Source organism: Kitasatospora papulosa, assembly GCF_000717245.1.
Classification (GTDB): domain Bacteria; phylum Actinomycetota; class Actinomycetes; order Streptomycetales; family Streptomycetaceae; genus Streptomyces; species Streptomyces papulosus.
In genome coordinates, this window is record NZ_JNYQ01000031.1 from 1 (window position 1) to 16,006 (window position 16,006).

17 protein-coding genes and 3 pseudogenes are annotated in these 16,006 nt (G+C 67.6%); 10 read left to right on the forward strand and 10 right to left on the reverse strand.

From position 1 onward, the window contains the following. Positions 1-559 precede the first annotated feature (559 nt). Positions 560-943: a hypothetical protein gene (locus tag IA22_RS0133000; protein ID WP_051694893.1), complete on the forward strand. Its 384-nt coding sequence runs from the start codon at positions 560-562 to the stop codon at positions 941-943. A gap of 1,318 nt (positions 944-2,261) precedes the next feature. Then, positions 2,262-2,657, forward strand: a complete 396-nt coding sequence (locus IA22_RS0133005) for a hypothetical protein (protein WP_030125791.1) — start codon at positions 2,262-2,264, stop codon at positions 2,655-2,657. A 596-nt stretch (positions 2,658-3,253) separates the two neighbouring features. Here the strand turns inward: IA22_RS0133005 and IA22_RS0133010 are convergent. Further along, a complete protein-coding gene (locus IA22_RS0133010) occupies positions 3,254-3,673 on the reverse strand; it encodes a hypothetical protein (RefSeq protein WP_063828357.1) in 420 nt (139 codons plus the stop codon). A gap of 234 nt (positions 3,674-3,907) precedes the next feature. Between IA22_RS0133010 and IA22_RS0133015 the strand changes: the two genes are divergently transcribed. Beyond that, complete coding sequence (locus tag IA22_RS0133015; protein WP_209443750.1) at positions 3,908-4,711, forward strand: class I SAM-dependent methyltransferase; 804 nt, start codon at positions 3,908-3,910, stop codon at positions 4,709-4,711. 140 nt (positions 4,712-4,851) lie between these two features. On the opposite strand, the gene IA22_RS0133020 is transcribed toward IA22_RS0133015, so the two are convergent. Further along, a complete protein-coding gene (locus tag IA22_RS0133020; RefSeq protein ID WP_030125794.1) occupies positions 4,852-5,199 on the reverse strand; it encodes a DUF6233 domain-containing protein in 348 nt (115 codons plus the stop codon). A gap of 2 nt (positions 5,200-5,201) precedes the next feature. After that, complete coding sequence (locus IA22_RS34575) at positions 5,202-5,402, reverse strand: hypothetical protein (RefSeq protein WP_051694895.1); 201 nt, start codon at positions 5,400-5,402, stop codon at positions 5,202-5,204. 26 nt (positions 5,403-5,428) lie between these two features. On the opposite strand from IA22_RS34575, the pseudogene IA22_RS38400 reads away from it, so the two are divergent. The 4 genes and pseudogenes from IA22_RS38400 to IA22_RS37925 form a co-directional block, all read left to right on the forward strand. Continuing rightward, positions 5,429-5,794 (forward strand): annotated as a pseudogene (locus IA22_RS38400) (transposase); the annotation flags it as partial. A gap of 90 nt (positions 5,795-5,884) precedes the next feature. Beyond that, positions 5,885-6,597 (forward strand): annotated as a pseudogene (locus IA22_RS34580) (VOC family protein). A 272-nt stretch (positions 6,598-6,869) separates the two neighbouring features. Next, positions 6,870-7,229: an NAD-dependent epimerase/dehydratase family protein gene (locus tag IA22_RS37920; RefSeq protein WP_234434672.1), complete on the forward strand. Its 360-nt coding sequence runs from the start codon at positions 6,870-6,872 to the stop codon at positions 7,227-7,229. Then, positions 7,226-7,618, forward strand: coding sequence for an NAD-dependent epimerase/dehydratase family protein (locus IA22_RS37925; RefSeq protein WP_234434673.1), 393 nt, complete (start codon positions 7,226-7,228; stop codon positions 7,616-7,618). The genes IA22_RS37920 and IA22_RS37925 overlap by 4 nt, the downstream gene beginning before the upstream one ends. Before the next feature lie 429 nt (positions 7,619-8,047). On the opposite strand, the gene IA22_RS0133040 is transcribed toward IA22_RS37925, so the two are convergent. From IA22_RS0133040 to IA22_RS36675, 3 genes are all read right to left on the reverse strand, one after another. After that, a complete protein-coding gene (locus IA22_RS0133040; RefSeq protein ID WP_030125795.1) occupies positions 8,048-8,626 on the reverse strand; it encodes a dienelactone hydrolase family protein in 579 nt (192 codons plus the stop codon). A gap of 89 nt (positions 8,627-8,715) precedes the next feature. After that, positions 8,716-8,904 carry a hypothetical protein gene (locus tag IA22_RS0133045; RefSeq protein WP_030125796.1) on the reverse strand — a complete coding sequence of 63 codons (189 nt, stop codon included), beginning with the start codon at positions 8,902-8,904 and terminating at the stop codon, positions 8,716-8,718. A gap of 930 nt (positions 8,905-9,834) precedes the next feature. Beyond that, positions 9,835-10,083 carry a hypothetical protein gene (locus IA22_RS36675; RefSeq protein WP_157840975.1) on the reverse strand — a complete coding sequence of 83 codons (249 nt, stop codon included), beginning with the start codon at positions 10,081-10,083 and terminating at the stop codon, positions 9,835-9,837. Between IA22_RS36675 and IA22_RS36680 the strand changes: the two genes are divergently transcribed. Continuing rightward, the gene (locus IA22_RS36680; protein ID WP_157840976.1) at positions 10,070-10,402 is read left to right on the forward strand and encodes a hypothetical protein; all 333 of its coding nucleotides are present in this window, start codon (positions 10,070-10,072) and stop codon (positions 10,400-10,402) included. The two genes, IA22_RS36675 and IA22_RS36680, sit on opposite strands and share 14 nt — an antisense overlap. Positions 10,403-11,032: 630 nt before the next feature. On the opposite strand, the gene IA22_RS34590 is transcribed toward IA22_RS36680, so the two are convergent. The 3 genes from IA22_RS34590 to IA22_RS0133065 form a co-directional block, all read right to left on the reverse strand. After that, on the reverse strand, positions 11,033-11,413 hold the full coding sequence (locus IA22_RS34590; RefSeq protein WP_051694896.1) for a hypothetical protein: 381 nt from the start codon (positions 11,411-11,413) through the stop codon (positions 11,033-11,035). A 269-nt stretch (positions 11,414-11,682) separates the two neighbouring features. After that, the gene (locus IA22_RS34595; RefSeq protein ID WP_245229653.1) at positions 11,683-12,618 is read right to left on the reverse strand and encodes an SDR family NAD(P)-dependent oxidoreductase; all 936 of its coding nucleotides are present in this window, start codon (positions 12,616-12,618) and stop codon (positions 11,683-11,685) included. 163 nt (positions 12,619-12,781) lie between these two features. Next, the gene (locus tag IA22_RS0133065) at positions 12,782-13,123 is read right to left on the reverse strand and encodes a cupin domain-containing protein (protein ID WP_234434675.1); all 342 of its coding nucleotides are present in this window, start codon (positions 13,121-13,123) and stop codon (positions 12,782-12,784) included. 184 nt (positions 13,124-13,307) lie between these two features. Between IA22_RS0133065 and IA22_RS0133070 the strand changes: the two genes are divergently transcribed. Next, positions 13,308-14,264: a DUF5937 family protein gene (locus tag IA22_RS0133070; protein ID WP_030125800.1), complete on the forward strand. Its 957-nt coding sequence runs from the start codon at positions 13,308-13,310 to the stop codon at positions 14,262-14,264. A 509-nt stretch (positions 14,265-14,773) separates the two neighbouring features. Then, positions 14,774-15,448 (forward strand): ankyrin repeat domain-containing protein, encoded by a 675-nt coding sequence (locus tag IA22_RS35865; RefSeq protein WP_106973286.1) that lies wholly within the window; start codon positions 14,774-14,776, stop codon positions 15,446-15,448. Between the two features lie 146 nt (positions 15,449-15,594). Here IA22_RS35865 and IA22_RS0133080 read toward each other — a convergent pair. After that, positions 15,595-15,894, reverse strand: a pseudogene (locus IA22_RS0133080) (TSUP family transporter); the annotation flags it as partial. Between the last annotated feature and the right edge of the window lie 112 nt (positions 15,895-16,006).

Consider the following 16,006-nt stretch of genomic DNA (forward strand, 5'->3'; position numbering starts at 1 on the left):
CACTGAGCTGTCGGCGCGTCACACCGGCGTTCTACCGTGATCCGTCCCGGCACGGCAGCGGAACGCAGATATTGATCACGACCTCACACAGGCCCTAGACCGCGAATCGGTGGCTGCCTCCTGGGCAGTCGCGATGGGCCCTCTGCGATCCCTCCCTGAGAATGATCCAACTCGGCCGCAGCATAGTCTGCTTCAGATTGATCCACCCGTCTGGGCCAGTAGCCCGGTGGGCCCAGACCCACATGGACGCCATCCTCACCCACCGCGAGAACCACGACGCACAAACCTCCTGACCATAAATAGGCACTCCCCAGACGTAGCCCGCCCACCTGGGGCGAAGCCAGCTACTCAGAGCATCGGGTTCCAGCGCCCCATGTGTGTCCACCATCAGGGGTGGACTCACGCGTTACTTTTGCGCCGTCTTCTGGTCCTTGTTCAGCCGTTGAGGAAAATGGATACGGCAAGCGAGACAGCAGTTGTGTTGACTCCTCATCGAATCGAACATCCGACCGCAAGTTGCCGGACGTCTGGCAACGCGGCAACGTGAGAGGAGATCATCTTGAAGTTGCACACTCGCATTCGGAAGGCCAAGAAGACGGCGGTCGTTTCCGCGGCCCTCCTCGGCCTGGTCATACCGACGAACGCTCTGCTCACCGCCACACCGGCCGCCGCCGCTGTCTCCTGCATCGGATGGGGATGGAAGAACTACGACGCCGGCGACGGCTACATGGTGAAGAGCGGCACCCACCTGAAGGCCGGCCCGTACTCGGCATGCGACAACCTCACGACTACCATCCCCGAGGGCGCCCACCTCTACTACCACTGTTATGTAAAGAACGACTACGACAACACCTGGACCCACGTGCGGATCGCTGGAACGAGCATCGAGGGCTGGACCTCGGACGACAACCTCGATGACAACGGTGCGCGTATTCACTGCTGAGCCCGTGGCGACAACGCTCCACGGCTGAGGAGACCGGGCCCCAGCTGGCTGCGCTACCTCCTCACCTGATGTGACCGGTGGTACTGCTGAAAAGTCTGGCTTCGCCGCGGACTGATCTCTCGGACTGATCAGTCCGCGGTTGCCGGCTCATCGACGGACCACCGGTCACGCACCACCGCACACCACCTACCGACCCGCCCGCCCTCAGCGGCCCCGCTCGCGGGCCCCTGGCCCAGACACCCAACGCCATCACAGATGGCACCACACATGATCTTTCGTATGACGCGCCAAACGGGCCCCGCACCCGCAGGGCACCCCCGCCACAGCTCTCTACACCCGCGAGAGCGACCAGACCATGAGGCGCGGCCCGGGTCAGGCAGACAGCTCGGGTAGCCGCTTGAGATCATCGACCGGCCGGACCGGCGAACACTCCGCGCCGGCCCGGCACGTCCCCTCCCTCACGCCGGGGAATCGGCCTCCCGGAAACCGGCGTGGCTCCCCGGGCCGGCTGACAGCCTGAGCGCATCACCGAGCACACCGGCCCCGGATCTACCAGACCGACCACGACAGCACCGACCCCCACACCACCCTGCCCGGGCACCAATACATCGAGCTGACCGGCGGACCGCTCGACGGGCAACCCTTCGACGCCACCGGCCTCACCCCCGACGAACGCACCACAGGCGCCTACCTCATCACCCCACACAGCACCTACGGACCCGGAGGGCGCGCCTCCTACGGACCGACCTCCACCCGCCCCAACGGACCCTGAGTCTGGGAAGGCGACGTCCCCTGACCCTCGCAACACCCCTAGCCAGCCGCCGGACCCCCTCGACACCATGACTCTGAGCGGCCCTTCCCCTCCCGTCGGACCGCTCGCCCCTGACGCCCCGCAGACGACTGCGGGGCGTTCGCGTAGGCACCCGCGCAGGCCGGAGCACCGGATCAGGGTCCCGCCATTTGCTGAGCTTCGCTCAGACCTCGACAAGCTCCGCGTCGACGACTGACGGGTCGACAACCTCACGTTCGGCTGCGCCGCGTCGTCGAGGCGGGCGAACAGGAGGTGGTACGTGGATCACACGGCACACCGGGGCGGGCCGCTCGACTGTCGCGCGGTGGTACGCGCTGCGCCACGAGCAGCCGCCGGAGCGCCGCCACCCGGAACGGGTGATCACGATCGACCGGATCGACTACTACGGCCAAGAGGCCGTCGAGGCGTTCTGGGCTGCGCACCAGCAGGGCGTAGGGACAGCCAGGTTGGGCGTCTCCGGGCGCAGGAGCGGACCCGAGGGCTTGAGGGCGCGGGGCGGGACGCCCGGTGTCTCAGAAGCGCGCCCAGGCCGTTGAGATCGCGCTTACGGAGCTGCGCCGGGCCGGGGGCTACCAACGCGGCCTGGCCGCGCGGCTGGCCCGGGCGGACAGCGGCGGCGCGAGCACGTGGGAGCGGGCCGTCGCCGACGCACGGGCCACGTACGGCGCCGAGCTCGGCGCGGACAGCGAGGCGCAGCGGCCGGCGTCGCAGCCGGAGGAGGACCACCGGCACCGCCAGGGCCGGCTGCGCCCCGTCGTCCTGCCTCTGGTCGGCCCGGCGCCCCGCGTCGGGCCGGAAAGGGTGCCAGCGCAGCGCCGCCGCTTGCCCGCGACCGCCCGCACCACCAGCCACCACACCCCATCACCACAGCAGGGCAGACCGGGAGAACAAGGGGAAGTCTGAGTACTCACCACACGAAAACCGGGGTCTGAGCTGTCGTTGTGCAAGGGCCGCCGATTTTCGGGTGTCGGCATTGTTGTCGCTGTTGTCGTCGCTGTTGTTGTGGTGGATGTTGTCGCCGTTGTTGTCGCCGTCATACGGCCGGTCCTTACCCTGGCTCGTCGGGGCCGAGGGCGCCCCGCACGCCGGGAGCGCCCGGGGGTGAGCCCCGGGGGTCCGGGACGCCGCCCAGGAGGCTGTCAGCGGCGGTGCTCGAGGGCCAGAGCCTGTTTCCGGGCCCGGCGACCGCAGTTGCCGTGTGTCAGGGTGTCGGGGCCCCAAAGCGGGGTGCTGGGCTCTGGCACCGGCGGCGGAGCTCCCGCCCCGACCATCTGCGCGTCATGCGTCGCGTGCCGTGGTGAGTGGCCGCGCACGCGCCTGACCTGCGGTGATGAGTTTCTGACGGGGAAACTCACCACGCCCCGGACGAAAACTCACTGCCCCCGTGCGCACCCACCGCGAAAACTCACTGCCACCCTGCGGACGCACTCCGAAAACTCACTGGGCCCGTGTGGGCTCACTGCGAAAACTCACTGTCGCAGGTCAGCGGCCTGCCTGGGTTAGTTGACGACCTGGACCTCGTGGACGGCGGCAGTGAACGGCGTGGTCCTGGTCTCGGTGAAGGTCCCGCCGTCGTTGAGGGCGGGTGCGGTCCAGGTGACGGTCCAGGCCGCGGTCGCGGTCCCCTTGAACCGGCCGCCGGGCTGTTCGTAGGAGGGGCGTTCGTAGAGGTGTCCGCAGTCCGGCGACATGGCCTTGCCCCGGGACTGCCTGTACGGGGTGCCCGGGCCCCTGCACGTGACCGTGGTGCCGTCACCCATCGCCCACCGCACCCTCGTCACCCTCGCGGTCGCGGTGACCGTGACACCGCCGGCCGTGGCCGACGCGGTCGCCGGACCGAACGTCGTGGCCGAGGGGGCGGCCCACATCCACATCGGCATCCCGACCACATACGTCCCCGCGGCCCGAGGGCTGGCCACCTTAAAGCGCTCCGCACACGAGCTTGCTGGCCGCGGTCCCCATCGCGGCCGCTGGGCGCCGGTGGAGTGGGGACCTGCGTCGGTGCGGCGCGCCGCGGTTTCCCACGAAATCCGGTGGAGTCTCAGCGGCCGGAAGTGGTTGGGTCCTGCTCAATGATTCGTTGACACGGCCCGACACAGTGCGAGGCGCAAGGTCCGAATCGCAGGGCGGTCTAGCCCGCGCGTCGTCGAGTGATGGAGGTTATCGCGGTGGCTGGTTATGGGGCGCTTTCCGACGTATACGAGTGGCTGATCGGGGACGACAAGTTGACCCCCGCCAAGGCAGCCGCGGTTTACTACAGCGATGTGGTGGGTTCTCTGCCGCCCAACGCACGTGTCCTCGACTGCGCGTGTGGAACCGGCCAGCTCGCCGTCGGTCTCGCGAGTCTTGGCCTTGACGTGGTCGCCGCAGACGCCAGCAGCGGGATGGTTCGCCGGACCGAGAAGGCCGCCGACGAGCAGGATGTCTCGCTTCGAGCCCTCCGCGCGAGCTGGGACGAACTGCCCGACCACCTGGAGGACTCCACGTTCGGTCTGGTGTTCTGCGTCGGCAATTCGCTCGGGCACGCCGAGGGCGCAGTCGGGCGCCTGACCGCACTGGAAGCGATGTCGCGGCTGCTGAATCCGGGCGGACGCCTGGTGCTCCACTCACGCAACTGGGAACTCGTGTGCTCCGCTGGCTCACGGGTAGACGTCCGCGATCGACTCATCCGCCGCAACGGCCGCGAAGCGGTCGTCAGCTACTACTGGCAGATCGAGCAGCGCTGGGAGCAGGAACACTTCCTTGAGATCGTGGTCGCCCAGATCGAGCCGGACGGGGCAGTGCAAGCCTGCTCGGAGCGGTTGTCCATCTGGCCTTACCGGTACGTGGACCTCGTGTCGCAGTTGCGGAGTGTCGGGCTCACGGTGCAGTCCACGACCTTCGACCCCGAGAGCGATGAATACCTGGTGGTCGCCAGCCGCGACCAGGTGCGAGGCAAGTCTGAGCCGACGCGCTGATCCGCCTTTCGTCGTCGTTGCCGACTTTCCAGCTCGCGACCGCCTGCAGCGCTTCGCGAAGTGTTCAGCGCTTGAAACGGTTGCTTCGGTTGCGGTCCTCACCCTGCATCTGGCCTGCTCAAGCTGAGGTTGGAAACAGCTCAGTGCAGCAATCCGGTCTGGGGTCGGCAGACCTCGCACGGCTCAATGTCCGGTTCGACGAGCGCGACCAGGGCGTCCTCGCGGGAGATCAAGCCGACCTGATCGGGGTAGGTGGCGCAGCCTGCGCGGTGGAGCAGTGCGGTGGACGAGGAGCGCTGCGGCTGGATCTTCCAGGACATCTCGGCGCGTGCCCGCTCGCGGCGTGCCCGTTCCTGGGCTTCCTGGATCTCGAGTTCCCGGACGCGGCGCTCGGTCTGTCCGACCTGCCAGCGCAGCCAGTCCAACAGGGCCCAATTCTTCTCCAGGTCGCTGATGGTATGGGAGGTGTGGGGCGGGTTGTGGGGCATGGCTAGGCGTCGGGGCCGACGGGGGTGTCGTGGGCGTGCTTGAGGGCGGTACGGGCCTCCACGCGGTCCGGGCCGGACAGCGTCGCCCAGTAGGGGTGGGTAATGATCTGGGTGGTCAGCTCCAGAATGCGGGCCCCGGTATCCGGCGAGGCATTCGGCCTGTTCGGGGGTGTAGTCGGGGCTGCCCGGCTCCTGCGGCGCATAGTCGACCACCTCCGCACGCGGCACCCGCATCCTCAGCCTCCGCCCGAAGGAACTCCACGAGACCCTGACCGAGGCCCGGGCCGAGCAGGCCACCAAGACCTGGAAGACCAAGTACGCCCTCCGCACCGGGATCGAGGGCACCATCAACCAGGCCCTCGACGTCACCGGCCTCCGCCGGGCCCGCTACCGCGGCCTGCCCAAGGTCCGCCTCAAGCACGCCTTCTCCGCCGCCGCCGTCAACGTCATCCGCCTCGAGCCCACTGGAACCCCAGCCAACCGTCCTTCACACCCCGGACCAGCAGACTCACCCGCCTCAGCTACCAACTCGCAGCCCAAACCCCGAAGGGTGCGGCTCCGGCACCGGGGCCGCGGAATACTCGGCTGCAACTGAGGCTGTTCCGCTCATAGGATCCTCATTCGAGGCGCTGACATGGCGCTGTGCCGCCAGTTGGCACTCGACGGACCGAGAATGCGTGGTGCAATGGGCAGCCGACTCTCAGCAATCTCCTTCGACGCGCACCAATCCGAGCGCCTGACGCATTTCTGGTCCGGCGTCCTGGGCTTGGAGAGAACCGACGATTCTTACGACGGCATCGCCCTGCCGTCCGGGAATGATGCCGATACCGCCTCGGCTTCCGTCCCTCCCAGGCGCAGAAGACCGCCCAGAACCGGCTGCACTTCGACCTAACCAGCTCCTCCCTGGAGGACCAGCAGGAGACCGTGGCCAGGGCGCTCGACCTCGGCGCGCAGCACGCCGACGTCGGCCAGGGGCCGGACGCGTCCCATGTGGTGCTCGCCGACCCTGAGGGCAACGAGTTCTGTGTGATCGAGCCGGGCAACAATTTCCTGGCCGGCTGTGGCTTCATCGGAGCGCTCGCCTGCGATGGTTCGCAGACCGTGGGCTACTTCTGGAGCGAGGCACTGGGCTGGCCACTGGTCTGGGACCAGGACGAGGAGACCGCCATCCAGTCACCGAACGGCGGTACGAAGATCACGTGGGGAGGTCCGCCGTTGATGCCAGACCCTGGCAAGGACCTGCACTTCGACCTCGCGCCGGACGGCGATCAGCAAGCGGAGGTCGAGCGCCTGCTCTCCCTCGGGGCGAAGCGTCTGGACTCCGCCCACGGCGAGGACGGCACAGTGCTGCTGGCCGACCCCGACGGGAACGAGTTCCGCGTGCTCACGCGCCGGTGAAGCCGGAGCCGACAACCAGCCGAATTGCGCAGTGTGGGCGTACACCTGAACGTGCACCGGTAGGTACGGCTCAACGTGCACGAAGCCACGGAACCTCTTCGGGCTGCTGATACTTGCCACGGTGATCGCTGGGGGCCTGTTGTTGTCGCGGGCCGCGGCTTGATCGGTGGAAGTTCAGGGACGAGGACGCGAAAGGCGAGATCACCTGGGGAGGCGTAGTGCGTCTGGGGACGGTTGCGGTAACGGGCGCGGCGGGGAACATCGGGTCCGTCGTGCGCAAGGCACTTCGAGGTGAAGCGGCGCGTGTGCTCCTGCTTGACCGGGCGCCACTGCGGCCGGAGGCTGACAACGAGAACGTGCATACCGTCGACCTGCGTGACCCGGCCGCCGTGGAAGCGGCACTCGCAGGCGTTGATCAGGTGCTCCATCTGGGCGGGATGCCAGACGAGGCGCCGCTCGCGGATCTCCTCGACGCCAACGTGCTCGGCACCTACCACGTCCTGGAGGCGGCACGACGTGCAGGCACCGCGCGGGTGGTGCTGGCCAGCAGTAACCGCGTGACCGGCTTCTACCCCGTCGGGCATCTCACGAGGCCGCAGGAGCCCGTGCGGCCTGACGGCCTGTACGGGTGAGCAAGGCAGCCATCGAGGCCCTCGGGCAGCTCTATGCCGACAAGTTCGGCCTATCCGTCATCTGCCTGCGCATCGGCAGCTTCGAGCCCGTCCCGACCGAGCCTCGGCATCTGTCGACGTGGCTCAGCCCGCGCGACGCTGTCGGATACATTCGGGCCGCGCTGACCGCCCCGTCCTCCGCCCGCTTCGCCGCCGTGTACGCCGTCTCCGCCAACACCCGCCGTTTCTGGGAAGTCCCGGATCCGACGGTGCTCGACTACACACCCGTCGACAACGCCGAACCGTACGCCGTCGACATTCCCGGAGCCGGCCTCCCGACCGACCCGGCAGCACCACAGGCCGGCCCTTACGCCCTGCCCGAGTTCACCCTCCCGCACCTCCGGTTCTGACCCGTGAGCGCCACCCTCGACGCGGCCGGACCGGCGCGGCTGATCGGGCCTGACTGTCGTGCGCCGACGTCGTGGTGCACCGCGCACGGTGCACGTTCGCCCGTACCAGGTGGTGCACTTTCACACGAACACCGACAGGTGTCGAGGGGTTAGCCGCGCAAGCCCGGACGAGGGTCCGGAAGGGGTTCGCTGGGGGTTCGCTGGGGGTTCGCTGGGTCCCGTCCGGCAGCCGTCCAGCGGGACGGGACCCAGCGGACGCTCAGCGGGTCGCCAGCGGATGGCTGGACGGGGCGGCGGGTGGTTCCGGGCCGGCTGCGAGGCGCAGCATGGGGTGCCGGGCGGATCCGGTGTCTGGCTGTGGGTCCGGTAGCGGTCCGGACGGCCTCCGGAATCTCCCGGCAGGGTCCGGCGGCTGCACCGGTCTCTCCCCTACTTGATGCGGTCAAGGAAGCCGAGCATCCGATGGGTAACCTGCTTTGCGGCCTGTTCGTCGTAGGACGGCAGGCTGCTGTCGGTGAACAGGTGGCTGTCGCCGGGGTAGAGGAACAATTCGGCGTCCGTCGCCGTCTCCACGAGCGCGCGGGCGGCGTCCACATCGCCTTCCCCTGCGAAGAAGGGGTCCGTGTCCATGCCGTGGATCTGGACCGGAACGTCCCGGGGCCAGGCGCCGCCGAACTCCGAGAACGGGACGCATGCCTCGAGCAGCAGTGCGCCCTTTGCGCCGGGGCGGGTCTGGGCCAGCTTCTGTGCTGGCAGGACGCCGAGCGAGAAGCCCACATAGACGAGCGCCGCAGGCAGCCTCTCGGAGGCGGCGGTTCCGCGCGCGGTGATCGTGTCGAACCCGGCGTTCTCGGCGTAGCCGACGCCCTCCTCGAGGCTGTCAAATACCTGCCCCTCGTATAGGTCTGGGGCGTAGACGGTGTGTCCGGCTCGTCGCAACTGCTCGGCGAACTCGCGAACGCCGGCGGTCAGCCCGTGTCCATGGTGGAAGACCAGCACCTCAGCCATGTCGCTCCCCTCGTGCTGCGGCGCCCGGGCGGCGCCGCGGCACGAGTATGGCCCGCACACTGACATCCACGGGCCTCGGCTGGACAGGATCAGGTCGCTGTTCCCGGATCGGCGATGCGGGCCTCGAGGTCGGCGACGCGGCAGTCCTGGAAGCGGAGGTTGGAGCGGGCGGCCTTGAGCCGCTCGTCGAGCGCTCGGTTGTCGGCGGTGAGTCGGCGGACCCGCTGCTTGAGGGTGGTGTTCTCGGTGGTGATAGTGCCAGTGATCGTGTCGGCCATGGTGCCGAGCCCCACCGCAGTCGCGGAAACGGCCCGGCCGCCGACGCGGCTGAGGAAGCCGCTGACAGGCCGCTGTGGCCCTTGCCCTCCCTGGCGGCCCTGCGGGGCTGACGGGCCTCTCGCAGGCCAGCGCAGCACCGCCGCTTCCCCGCGACCGCCCCCACGCCAGCCACCACACCCACCACAGCAGGGCAGACCGGGAGAACAAGGGGAAGTCTGAGTACTCACCACACGAAAACTGGGGTTTGACCTGCGGTTGTGCAAGGGCCGCCGATTTTCGGGTGTCGCCATTGTCATCGCTGTTGTTGTGGTGGATGTTGTCGCCGTTGTTGTCGCCGTCATACGGCCGGTCCTTGCCGTGGTCCGTGCGGGGCCGAGGGCGCCCCGCACGCCGGGAGCTCCCGCCCCGGGGGTCCGGGATGCCGCCCGGGAGGCTGTCAGGGGCGGTGCTCGAGGACCAGAGTCTGTTTCCGGGCTCTGGGGCGCGAGCGCTCGGTACCTTGGGATTCCGGCAGGGCCCTGGGCCGGGTTGACCGTGGTGAACTTGAGAATGATCAAGACTCCGAGCGTCCTCGGCGGGCTCACGGCGGTGACGCCGATCAGCGACACGGCCCGTCCCTCGCCCTCCCACCGCACCGGGCCCGGCAGCTGCCGCAATTTCCCTGTGTCAGGGTGTCGGGGCCCGGAGCGGGAGGCTGGTCTCTGGCACCGGCGACGGAGCTCCCGCCCCGACCCTCTGCGCGTCATGCGTCGCATTCGACAACAGAAGTCTCCAGTGAGCAGGGTGTCATGGTGAGTGGCCATGCACGCGTCTGACCTGCGGTGGTGAGTTCCCGACCGGGAAACTCACCACGCCCCGGACGAGAACTCACTGCCGCCGTGCGCACTCACCGCGAAAACTCACTGCCGCAGGTCACCGGCCTGTGCGGGTCAGTTGACGACCTGGACCTCGTGGACGGCTGCGGTGAACGGGGTACTCCTGGTCTCGGTGAGGGTCCCGCCGTCGTTGAGGGCGGGTGCGGTCCAGGTCGCGGTCGCGGTGCCCTTGAACCGGCCGCCGGGCTGTTCGCAGGAAGGACGTTCGTAGAGGTGTGCGCAGTCCGGCGACATGGCCTTGCCCCGGGACTGCCTGTACGGGGTGCCCGGGCCCCTGCAGGTGACCGTCGTGCCGTCACCCATCGCCCACCGCACCCTCGTCACCTTCGCGGTCGCGGTGACCGTGACACCGCCGGCCGTGGCCGAAGCGGTCGCCGACCCGAACGTCGACGGGGACGGGGTCACCCACATCCACATCGGCATCCCGACCACATACGTCCCCGCGGCCCGAGGGCTGGCCACCTTCGGGGGCTCCAGGCGCATCGACACCGCCGCCCGCCGCGCGACCAGCTCCGGATCGATCGTCGGGGCCGCCGGGGCGTCCTGGCCGTTCGGGAGGAACACCACGCCCCCGCAGTCGCTGGCACGAGCGCCCCGAGAGCCCGTCACACCAGACCTCTGAAGAGGTTCCGGCCGAAGGCGCGGACGGGCTCCCGGGTGTTGCCCGCAGACATTGCGCTTCCTGAGCAGCGGGCGTAGGCGAGGACCCTCTGGCCTACGCCCGCACCGTTTCAGAAGAGCTGACGCCGCAGTGAGTTTTCCCGCGGCCGTGGTGAGTGAGTGGCCGCCTGTTGGCAGTGAGTTTTCCTCTCGCCCCATCAGCGCGTAGTGAGTTTTGGCCCCGCCCCGTCGAGGCCCGGTGAGTTTCTGCCACCGGGCCGTAGTGAGTTTTGCGGGCGGCCGGCCCCCTGCCTGCCGCGTGGTCAGGCCCGCCGGTCGGAGCAAGTGGCCTCTGACCAGGTGTGGTGAGTGGCGGACTCTTGGACAATGCTGTGGAAGTTTTTCTGCATAGGCTGGTACAGCAAGCTCTGATGTTCAACGACGTTCACACGAGCCTGTTGATGAAGCTTGAGGAGCTGCAGGCGCGAGTCCGGCGCCGGCACCCTGCTCTACTACACCAACGGCGCCGGGTACAGCAGGGTGGGCCGCAAGACTTATCTCCTGCGGCCCACCGTGTGGTGATCTCGGGTTGCGGTCTCACACGGGAGGAAGACCCGAAAGCACCGTCCCGCCGAGCGGCGTCGCCACCGACTCAGCAGCGGTTGGTCGCACCATGGTCGTCGAGGTTGTCGTCCGAGGTCCAGCCCTCGATGCTCGTTCCAGCGATCCGCACGTGGGTCCAGGTGTTGCCGTAGTCGTTCTTCACGTAACAGTGGTAGTACACGTGGGTCCCGTAGGCGACTTCAGTCGTCACGCTGTCGCATGACGAGTACGGGCCGGCCTTCAGATGGGTGCCGCTCTTCACCAGGTCGCCTTCGCCGGCGTCGCGATTGCTCCACCCCACTCCGATACAGGAGACAGCGGCAGCCGGTGCGGCAGTGAGCAGAGCGTTCGCCGGTATGACCAGGCCGAGGAGGGCCGTGGAAAGGATCGCCGTCTTCTTGGCCTTGCGAAAGCCAGCGTGCAACTTCAAGGTGATCTCCTCTTCGAGAGGCCGCAGTCGACATACCGCGGCACGTTTTCCGGACGGGTGTTCGATTGAAAGTCAGCCCAGCCGCCGCCCCTCCAGCCCCATTCACTTCCTTCAATGGCTGAAAGAAGGGGCGGAGGCGGCCCGGAAGTGCTCAACTGACGGCTGCTCGACGAGCAACCGGGCCGGACGGAGCGGCGAGAGCCACCCGCATACCCGGGCCTCGTCCTCCCGAAGCTACGGCGAGTGACGGGTAGCTCTCTGTAACGGATCTAGGGTGTGCTTGTCAGCGTTTTTGATCTTCTGGGCTGATCGGGGGCCGTGCTCGGCGCGGTTGGTCCGGTCATGACGACCGGAAGGAGCCTGGGGTGCGGCAGGAGTAGGAGCCGGAGCACCTGACCGGGCCTGGGTGCCGCTGGAGGACCAGGCGCGGCTGCGGAACACGTCGGGGGCGAACGCGCTGCCGCTGAAGTTCTCCGAGGCGCAGGCCCGGTTCCCGGAGGATGCCGGGGTGGGACGGGGGCCGGGGCGGCGTCACGCGGTGAAGACGCGTTCGGCTTCGTCGCGTTGCGTGTGCAGGTCCCAGTAGAGGGGGCGATCTCCTCGGCCGAGGCCGCTGGCACCGCGGGTGGGCCGTCCGTGCCGACCCACACGCCGATGGCGACGTGCGCGGCCTGGACGCCGGTGCCGGCCAGTTCCTTGTGCAGGCCGAGTACCCAGTTGCGCAACGCGGCCTGGGCGGCGTTGAGGTTGCCGAGCATCGGAGCGGGGTCTACCGAGCCGGCACCGTTGGTGTAAAGCAGGGTGCCGACGCCGGACTCGTGCCTTGCGGGCAGCACGGCCCGTGTGGCGGCAATGGCCCCGTAGAGCAGGATGTCCATCGCCCACTGCACATCAAACGGGCTGGTCCCGGACGGAGCGGTGAGCGGCGTGGACTCGAGACTCCCGCCCGGGGAGTACTCCAGGACGTCGATACCGCCGAAGCGGGTGGCGGCGTCCTTCAGCGCCTGGGTGAGAGCGTCATGGTCGAGTACGTCCGCAGGGAACGCGGCGGCGGTGACGCCTTCGGCGTCGAGCCGGCCGGCCAGGTCGTTGAGCCTGTCGCGGTTGCGGGCGATGAGACCGACGTCGAAGCCGCGGGAGCCGAAGGTACGCGCGATGGCCAGACCCGTACCGGGGCCGGCTTCGACGATGGCGATGCTGGGCACAGTGCATTCCTTTACTGAGAAGCCGTTGAGAAAGGGGTGGATCGGGCGACGGTGAGTACGCTCTTGCCGAGGGAGGCGGCTCCGAACGCGGTGAACGCCTCGCCGGCCTGCACCGGATCGCAGGCAGAGAGCACCGGCGGGGAACATGCCGTCACCCACGCCCTCACCGTCCATAGCCGTCGACGAAATGGTTGTCGTGGGCCTCGTGAAGCAGGTTCAGGTCACGCTCGTTCACAGTGGCGAGCCGTGCGAAGTACTCCTCCCGCGGAACACCTGGCGAGAGCGCCATCAACAGGGTGGCCGGTTCGGCGCGCTCCTCCCGAAGAGCGTGGACGTCGCCCACCGCGGCATACGCGGTGTCGCCGGGCAGCAGTGTCTGCCAGCCCTGCCCATCGAAGTAGTCGACTTCGCCTCCTTCAACGATGAAGGTCTCGCTGAAGGTCGTGTGAAAGTGCGGGGCGGGTCCGCGGCTGGAGGGCGACATGCGCCACGGGTAGATGCTCACGATCCCGCCGCTCTCCGCCGGGCCCGCGAGGACTTCGATGGTCGATCCGCCGGCGCCCAGCCGGATCCTTCGCATCCGCTGGGCTCGCCCGGGCAATCATCGTCTCTCTGTCGCTCATGACCCGAGTCTCGCGGCTTGGCCGTTCTGCTCGCGCTCACTTCGGCGGTGGCCTAACAATGGTCAAGTGATCCGCTACCGATTGGGCATTGGTGCCGCGAACGTACGGTGGGCGATGTCCCCCATACACGAAGTGGTCAGTCTCGCCCAGCTCTTGACCCAGCCCCAGCGTCACCCGATGTTCCACCCATGGCTTCGCCGTCGCCGTATCCCACTCCCGGACCTGAAAGCGCTCACGGTCTTCATGGCCGACGGCGCCTATCGACCCGACTTCCTCGACCCATCGCCGATGTCCAGTGAGCCGACGTTCGAGGAAGGCATGGATGCCCTCCTCGCCGCGCCGGCGGACCAGACGTACGCCGAGCTGCTCGACGCCGCCAGGGGACGCGGGGCAGACATAGGCCGCCGATTGCTCGATGACCCCGACCGGGCCAGGTCCGAGGCAGCCGATACGCTGCGCCACCTCTGGACATCAGTCGTCGAACCGGAATGGCCGTCCATGCGGCAGGCGTTACGTGCCGAGATGCTGGACCGCGCCCTCCAGGTCAACCGCGAGGGATTGCGCGCAGTCCTCCCACGCCTGCACCCCTCCGCCGCGTGCGAGGGCGACACCATCACCGTCGAAAAGACTATCGACATCGACGTCGACTGCCCCGAGGGGCTCATTCTCGTCCCGTCACTGTTCATCACCGACCGGATACAGTGCACCACCTCGCACCACTGGACACCGGCGATCTATTACCCGGCACCCGGACGGTACCTATGGGCAGCACCCCCCACCCCGAGGTCGCTCGACCGACTTCTGGGAATGACCCGATCCAAGATCCTCGCCGCGCTCGCCACCCCACTGCAGACAACCGTCGTGGCCAGGCTGGTCAGCGTCACTCCCCCAACGGCCAGCGAACACCTGGCAATCCTGCGAGACGCCGGGCTGATCGACACCAGCCGAACCGGTCGCACCGCCACGCACGAGCTCACCATAGCTGGACGCACTCTCCTTGACGCAGCCTCACCACGGTCATGACACGTCGAAAAACAACCGATGCGGCGACACCCGGCAGTCCGGCCGACCAGCACGTACCCCGCGAAACTGGCAACCGGAACCCTCACCAGACCGGCGACACACACCACCACCGCCGACACCACCACGCCCAACACACCAGAAAACCCACATCCCCACTCCAAGAAACTCAACAAGAGACCGAAGCCGGATCTGGGAGGCAGGGATGACAAGTGCCGACAAGTGGAAGCTCAACATTACAGGCTACTTTGAGAAGACGTTTGCTTACGAAGGGGCGGGAATTCTGTCCACTTCGCACGGCAACGGTGCTGCTGCCACTCAGGTGACACTGGTGGTCGAACAATACGGGGCGGCCCCACCAACGGAGTCATCACAATGCATCCGGGACCACAATAAGCCTAGACGCATAAGGGGTCCGGGAGGGCTGCACAGAGAACCAGGGCTGCAGCCCCCTGCCCTTTTCGGTTTCGCAATCAGCACAACTCGCCACTTACAGAAAAGAGCCAATTGGAGTGCATAACGTCACCCATGTGCTATGTCAGGCAGCTGCTTCTGGTGACGCGCAGCAGGTTGCTGACGTACTGGCGTCGGGCGTTCACCCCGATCTGCGCGAAACCGACAGGAGCCGCACCGCTCTCGATCAGGCCGTCTGGAACAATCATCCCGACGTAGTACGTATTCTCTTGGCCGCCGGATCTGACCCTGATGCCAAAATGGGCGAATACCACGAGACGTATGCGCTCCGATACGCCGCACCACGAAGCATGTACGAGGTTGCTCAACATCTCCTTGCCGCGGGTGCGCGCCCCGACGGTCCAGTCAGTGCCGATCAAACCACACCACTCATACTTGCTGCCGCGCAAGACGATGTTGAAATGGTAAGGCTGCTGCTGGACCGGGGAGCCTCGCCCAATCGCGTTATAGAACTGCAACTGGTTGAAGGTGTTGCCGAAAAGTTTGGAATCCCAACAAGGCACAGCCCTTTGTCCAGCGCGGCTGAGAGCGGGCATCTGGAAACAGTGCAGCTTCTTCTAAAAAGAGGCGCAAGGCCGGATGACGAGGTACTGGAATCCGTGACGAGGGGCATGGACAGAGCCGAATTGACGTACTCCTTTAATCACCGTGGCAGCATTGAGGAATTCGCCCTGGCCAGGGAGGTCATCGAGCGAGCACGGAACATCTCATAGAGCTCGTGCCCCCGGACGCGAACCAGCTGCTCGACCGGCCGGAATGGGTGGAGTGGCGGGGCGGGCGTTCGGCCAGCCCCGCAGTCTCCCGCCGCCGGAGCGTCCAGGACAGCCAGCCGTCAACCCCGGGTGGACGCAGCGCGCGGTCAGCGCATCGCGTTGATGGCGTACACGGCGCCGAGCGCGGCAGCGAGTGTGCCCAGGAGCAGGCGGAGGAAGGTCTCGGGCAGGCGGGGCTGAAGGTGGGCGCCGAGGTATCCACCGATGAGGCCGCCCGCGCCGCAACTGAGCCCGAGAGCCCAGTCGGCGGCAATGTCGCCACTGTGCGTCAGCGCCAGCAGGGCGTAGGTGGCGGCTCCGACCACCGATGTGGCGAAGGTGGAGGCGAGCGCGGCCGGGGCGACCCTGGCCACGGGCATCCCGCGGCCGACGAGCCGAGGATCGAGCCGCCGCCGATGCCCTAGGGCCTGTCTTCAAAGGCTGTTGATGGGGCATCATGTGACGCATGGTGCGGCGACACGAGCTCTCGGATGAAGAGTGGGATGTTCTGTCGGGGCT

Excerpts from the sequence above, each read along its gene's own strand:
- IA22_RS34575 (WP_051694895.1), bottom strand. The coding sequence starts at position 5,402 with ATGCGCCGCAGGAGCCGGGCAGCCCCGACTACACCCCCGAACAGGCCG.
- IA22_RS0133020 (WP_030125794.1), bottom strand. The coding sequence starts at position 5,199 with ATGCCCCACAACCCGCCCCACACCTCCCATACCATCAGCGACCTGGAG.
- IA22_RS0133015 (WP_209443750.1), top strand. The coding sequence starts at position 3,908 with ATGGAGGTTATCGCGGTGGCTGGTTATGGGGCGCTTTCCGACGTATAC.
- IA22_RS0133045 (WP_030125796.1), bottom strand. The coding sequence starts at position 8,904 with ATGGCCGACACGATCACTGGCACTATCACCACCGAGAACACCACCCTC.
- IA22_RS36675 (WP_157840975.1), bottom strand. The coding sequence starts at position 10,083 with ATGGGTGACGGCACGACGGTCACCTGCAGGGGCCCGGGCACCCCGTAC.
- IA22_RS0133040 (WP_030125795.1), bottom strand. The coding sequence starts at position 8,626 with ATGGCTGAGGTGCTGGTCTTCCACCATGGACACGGGCTGACCGCCGGC.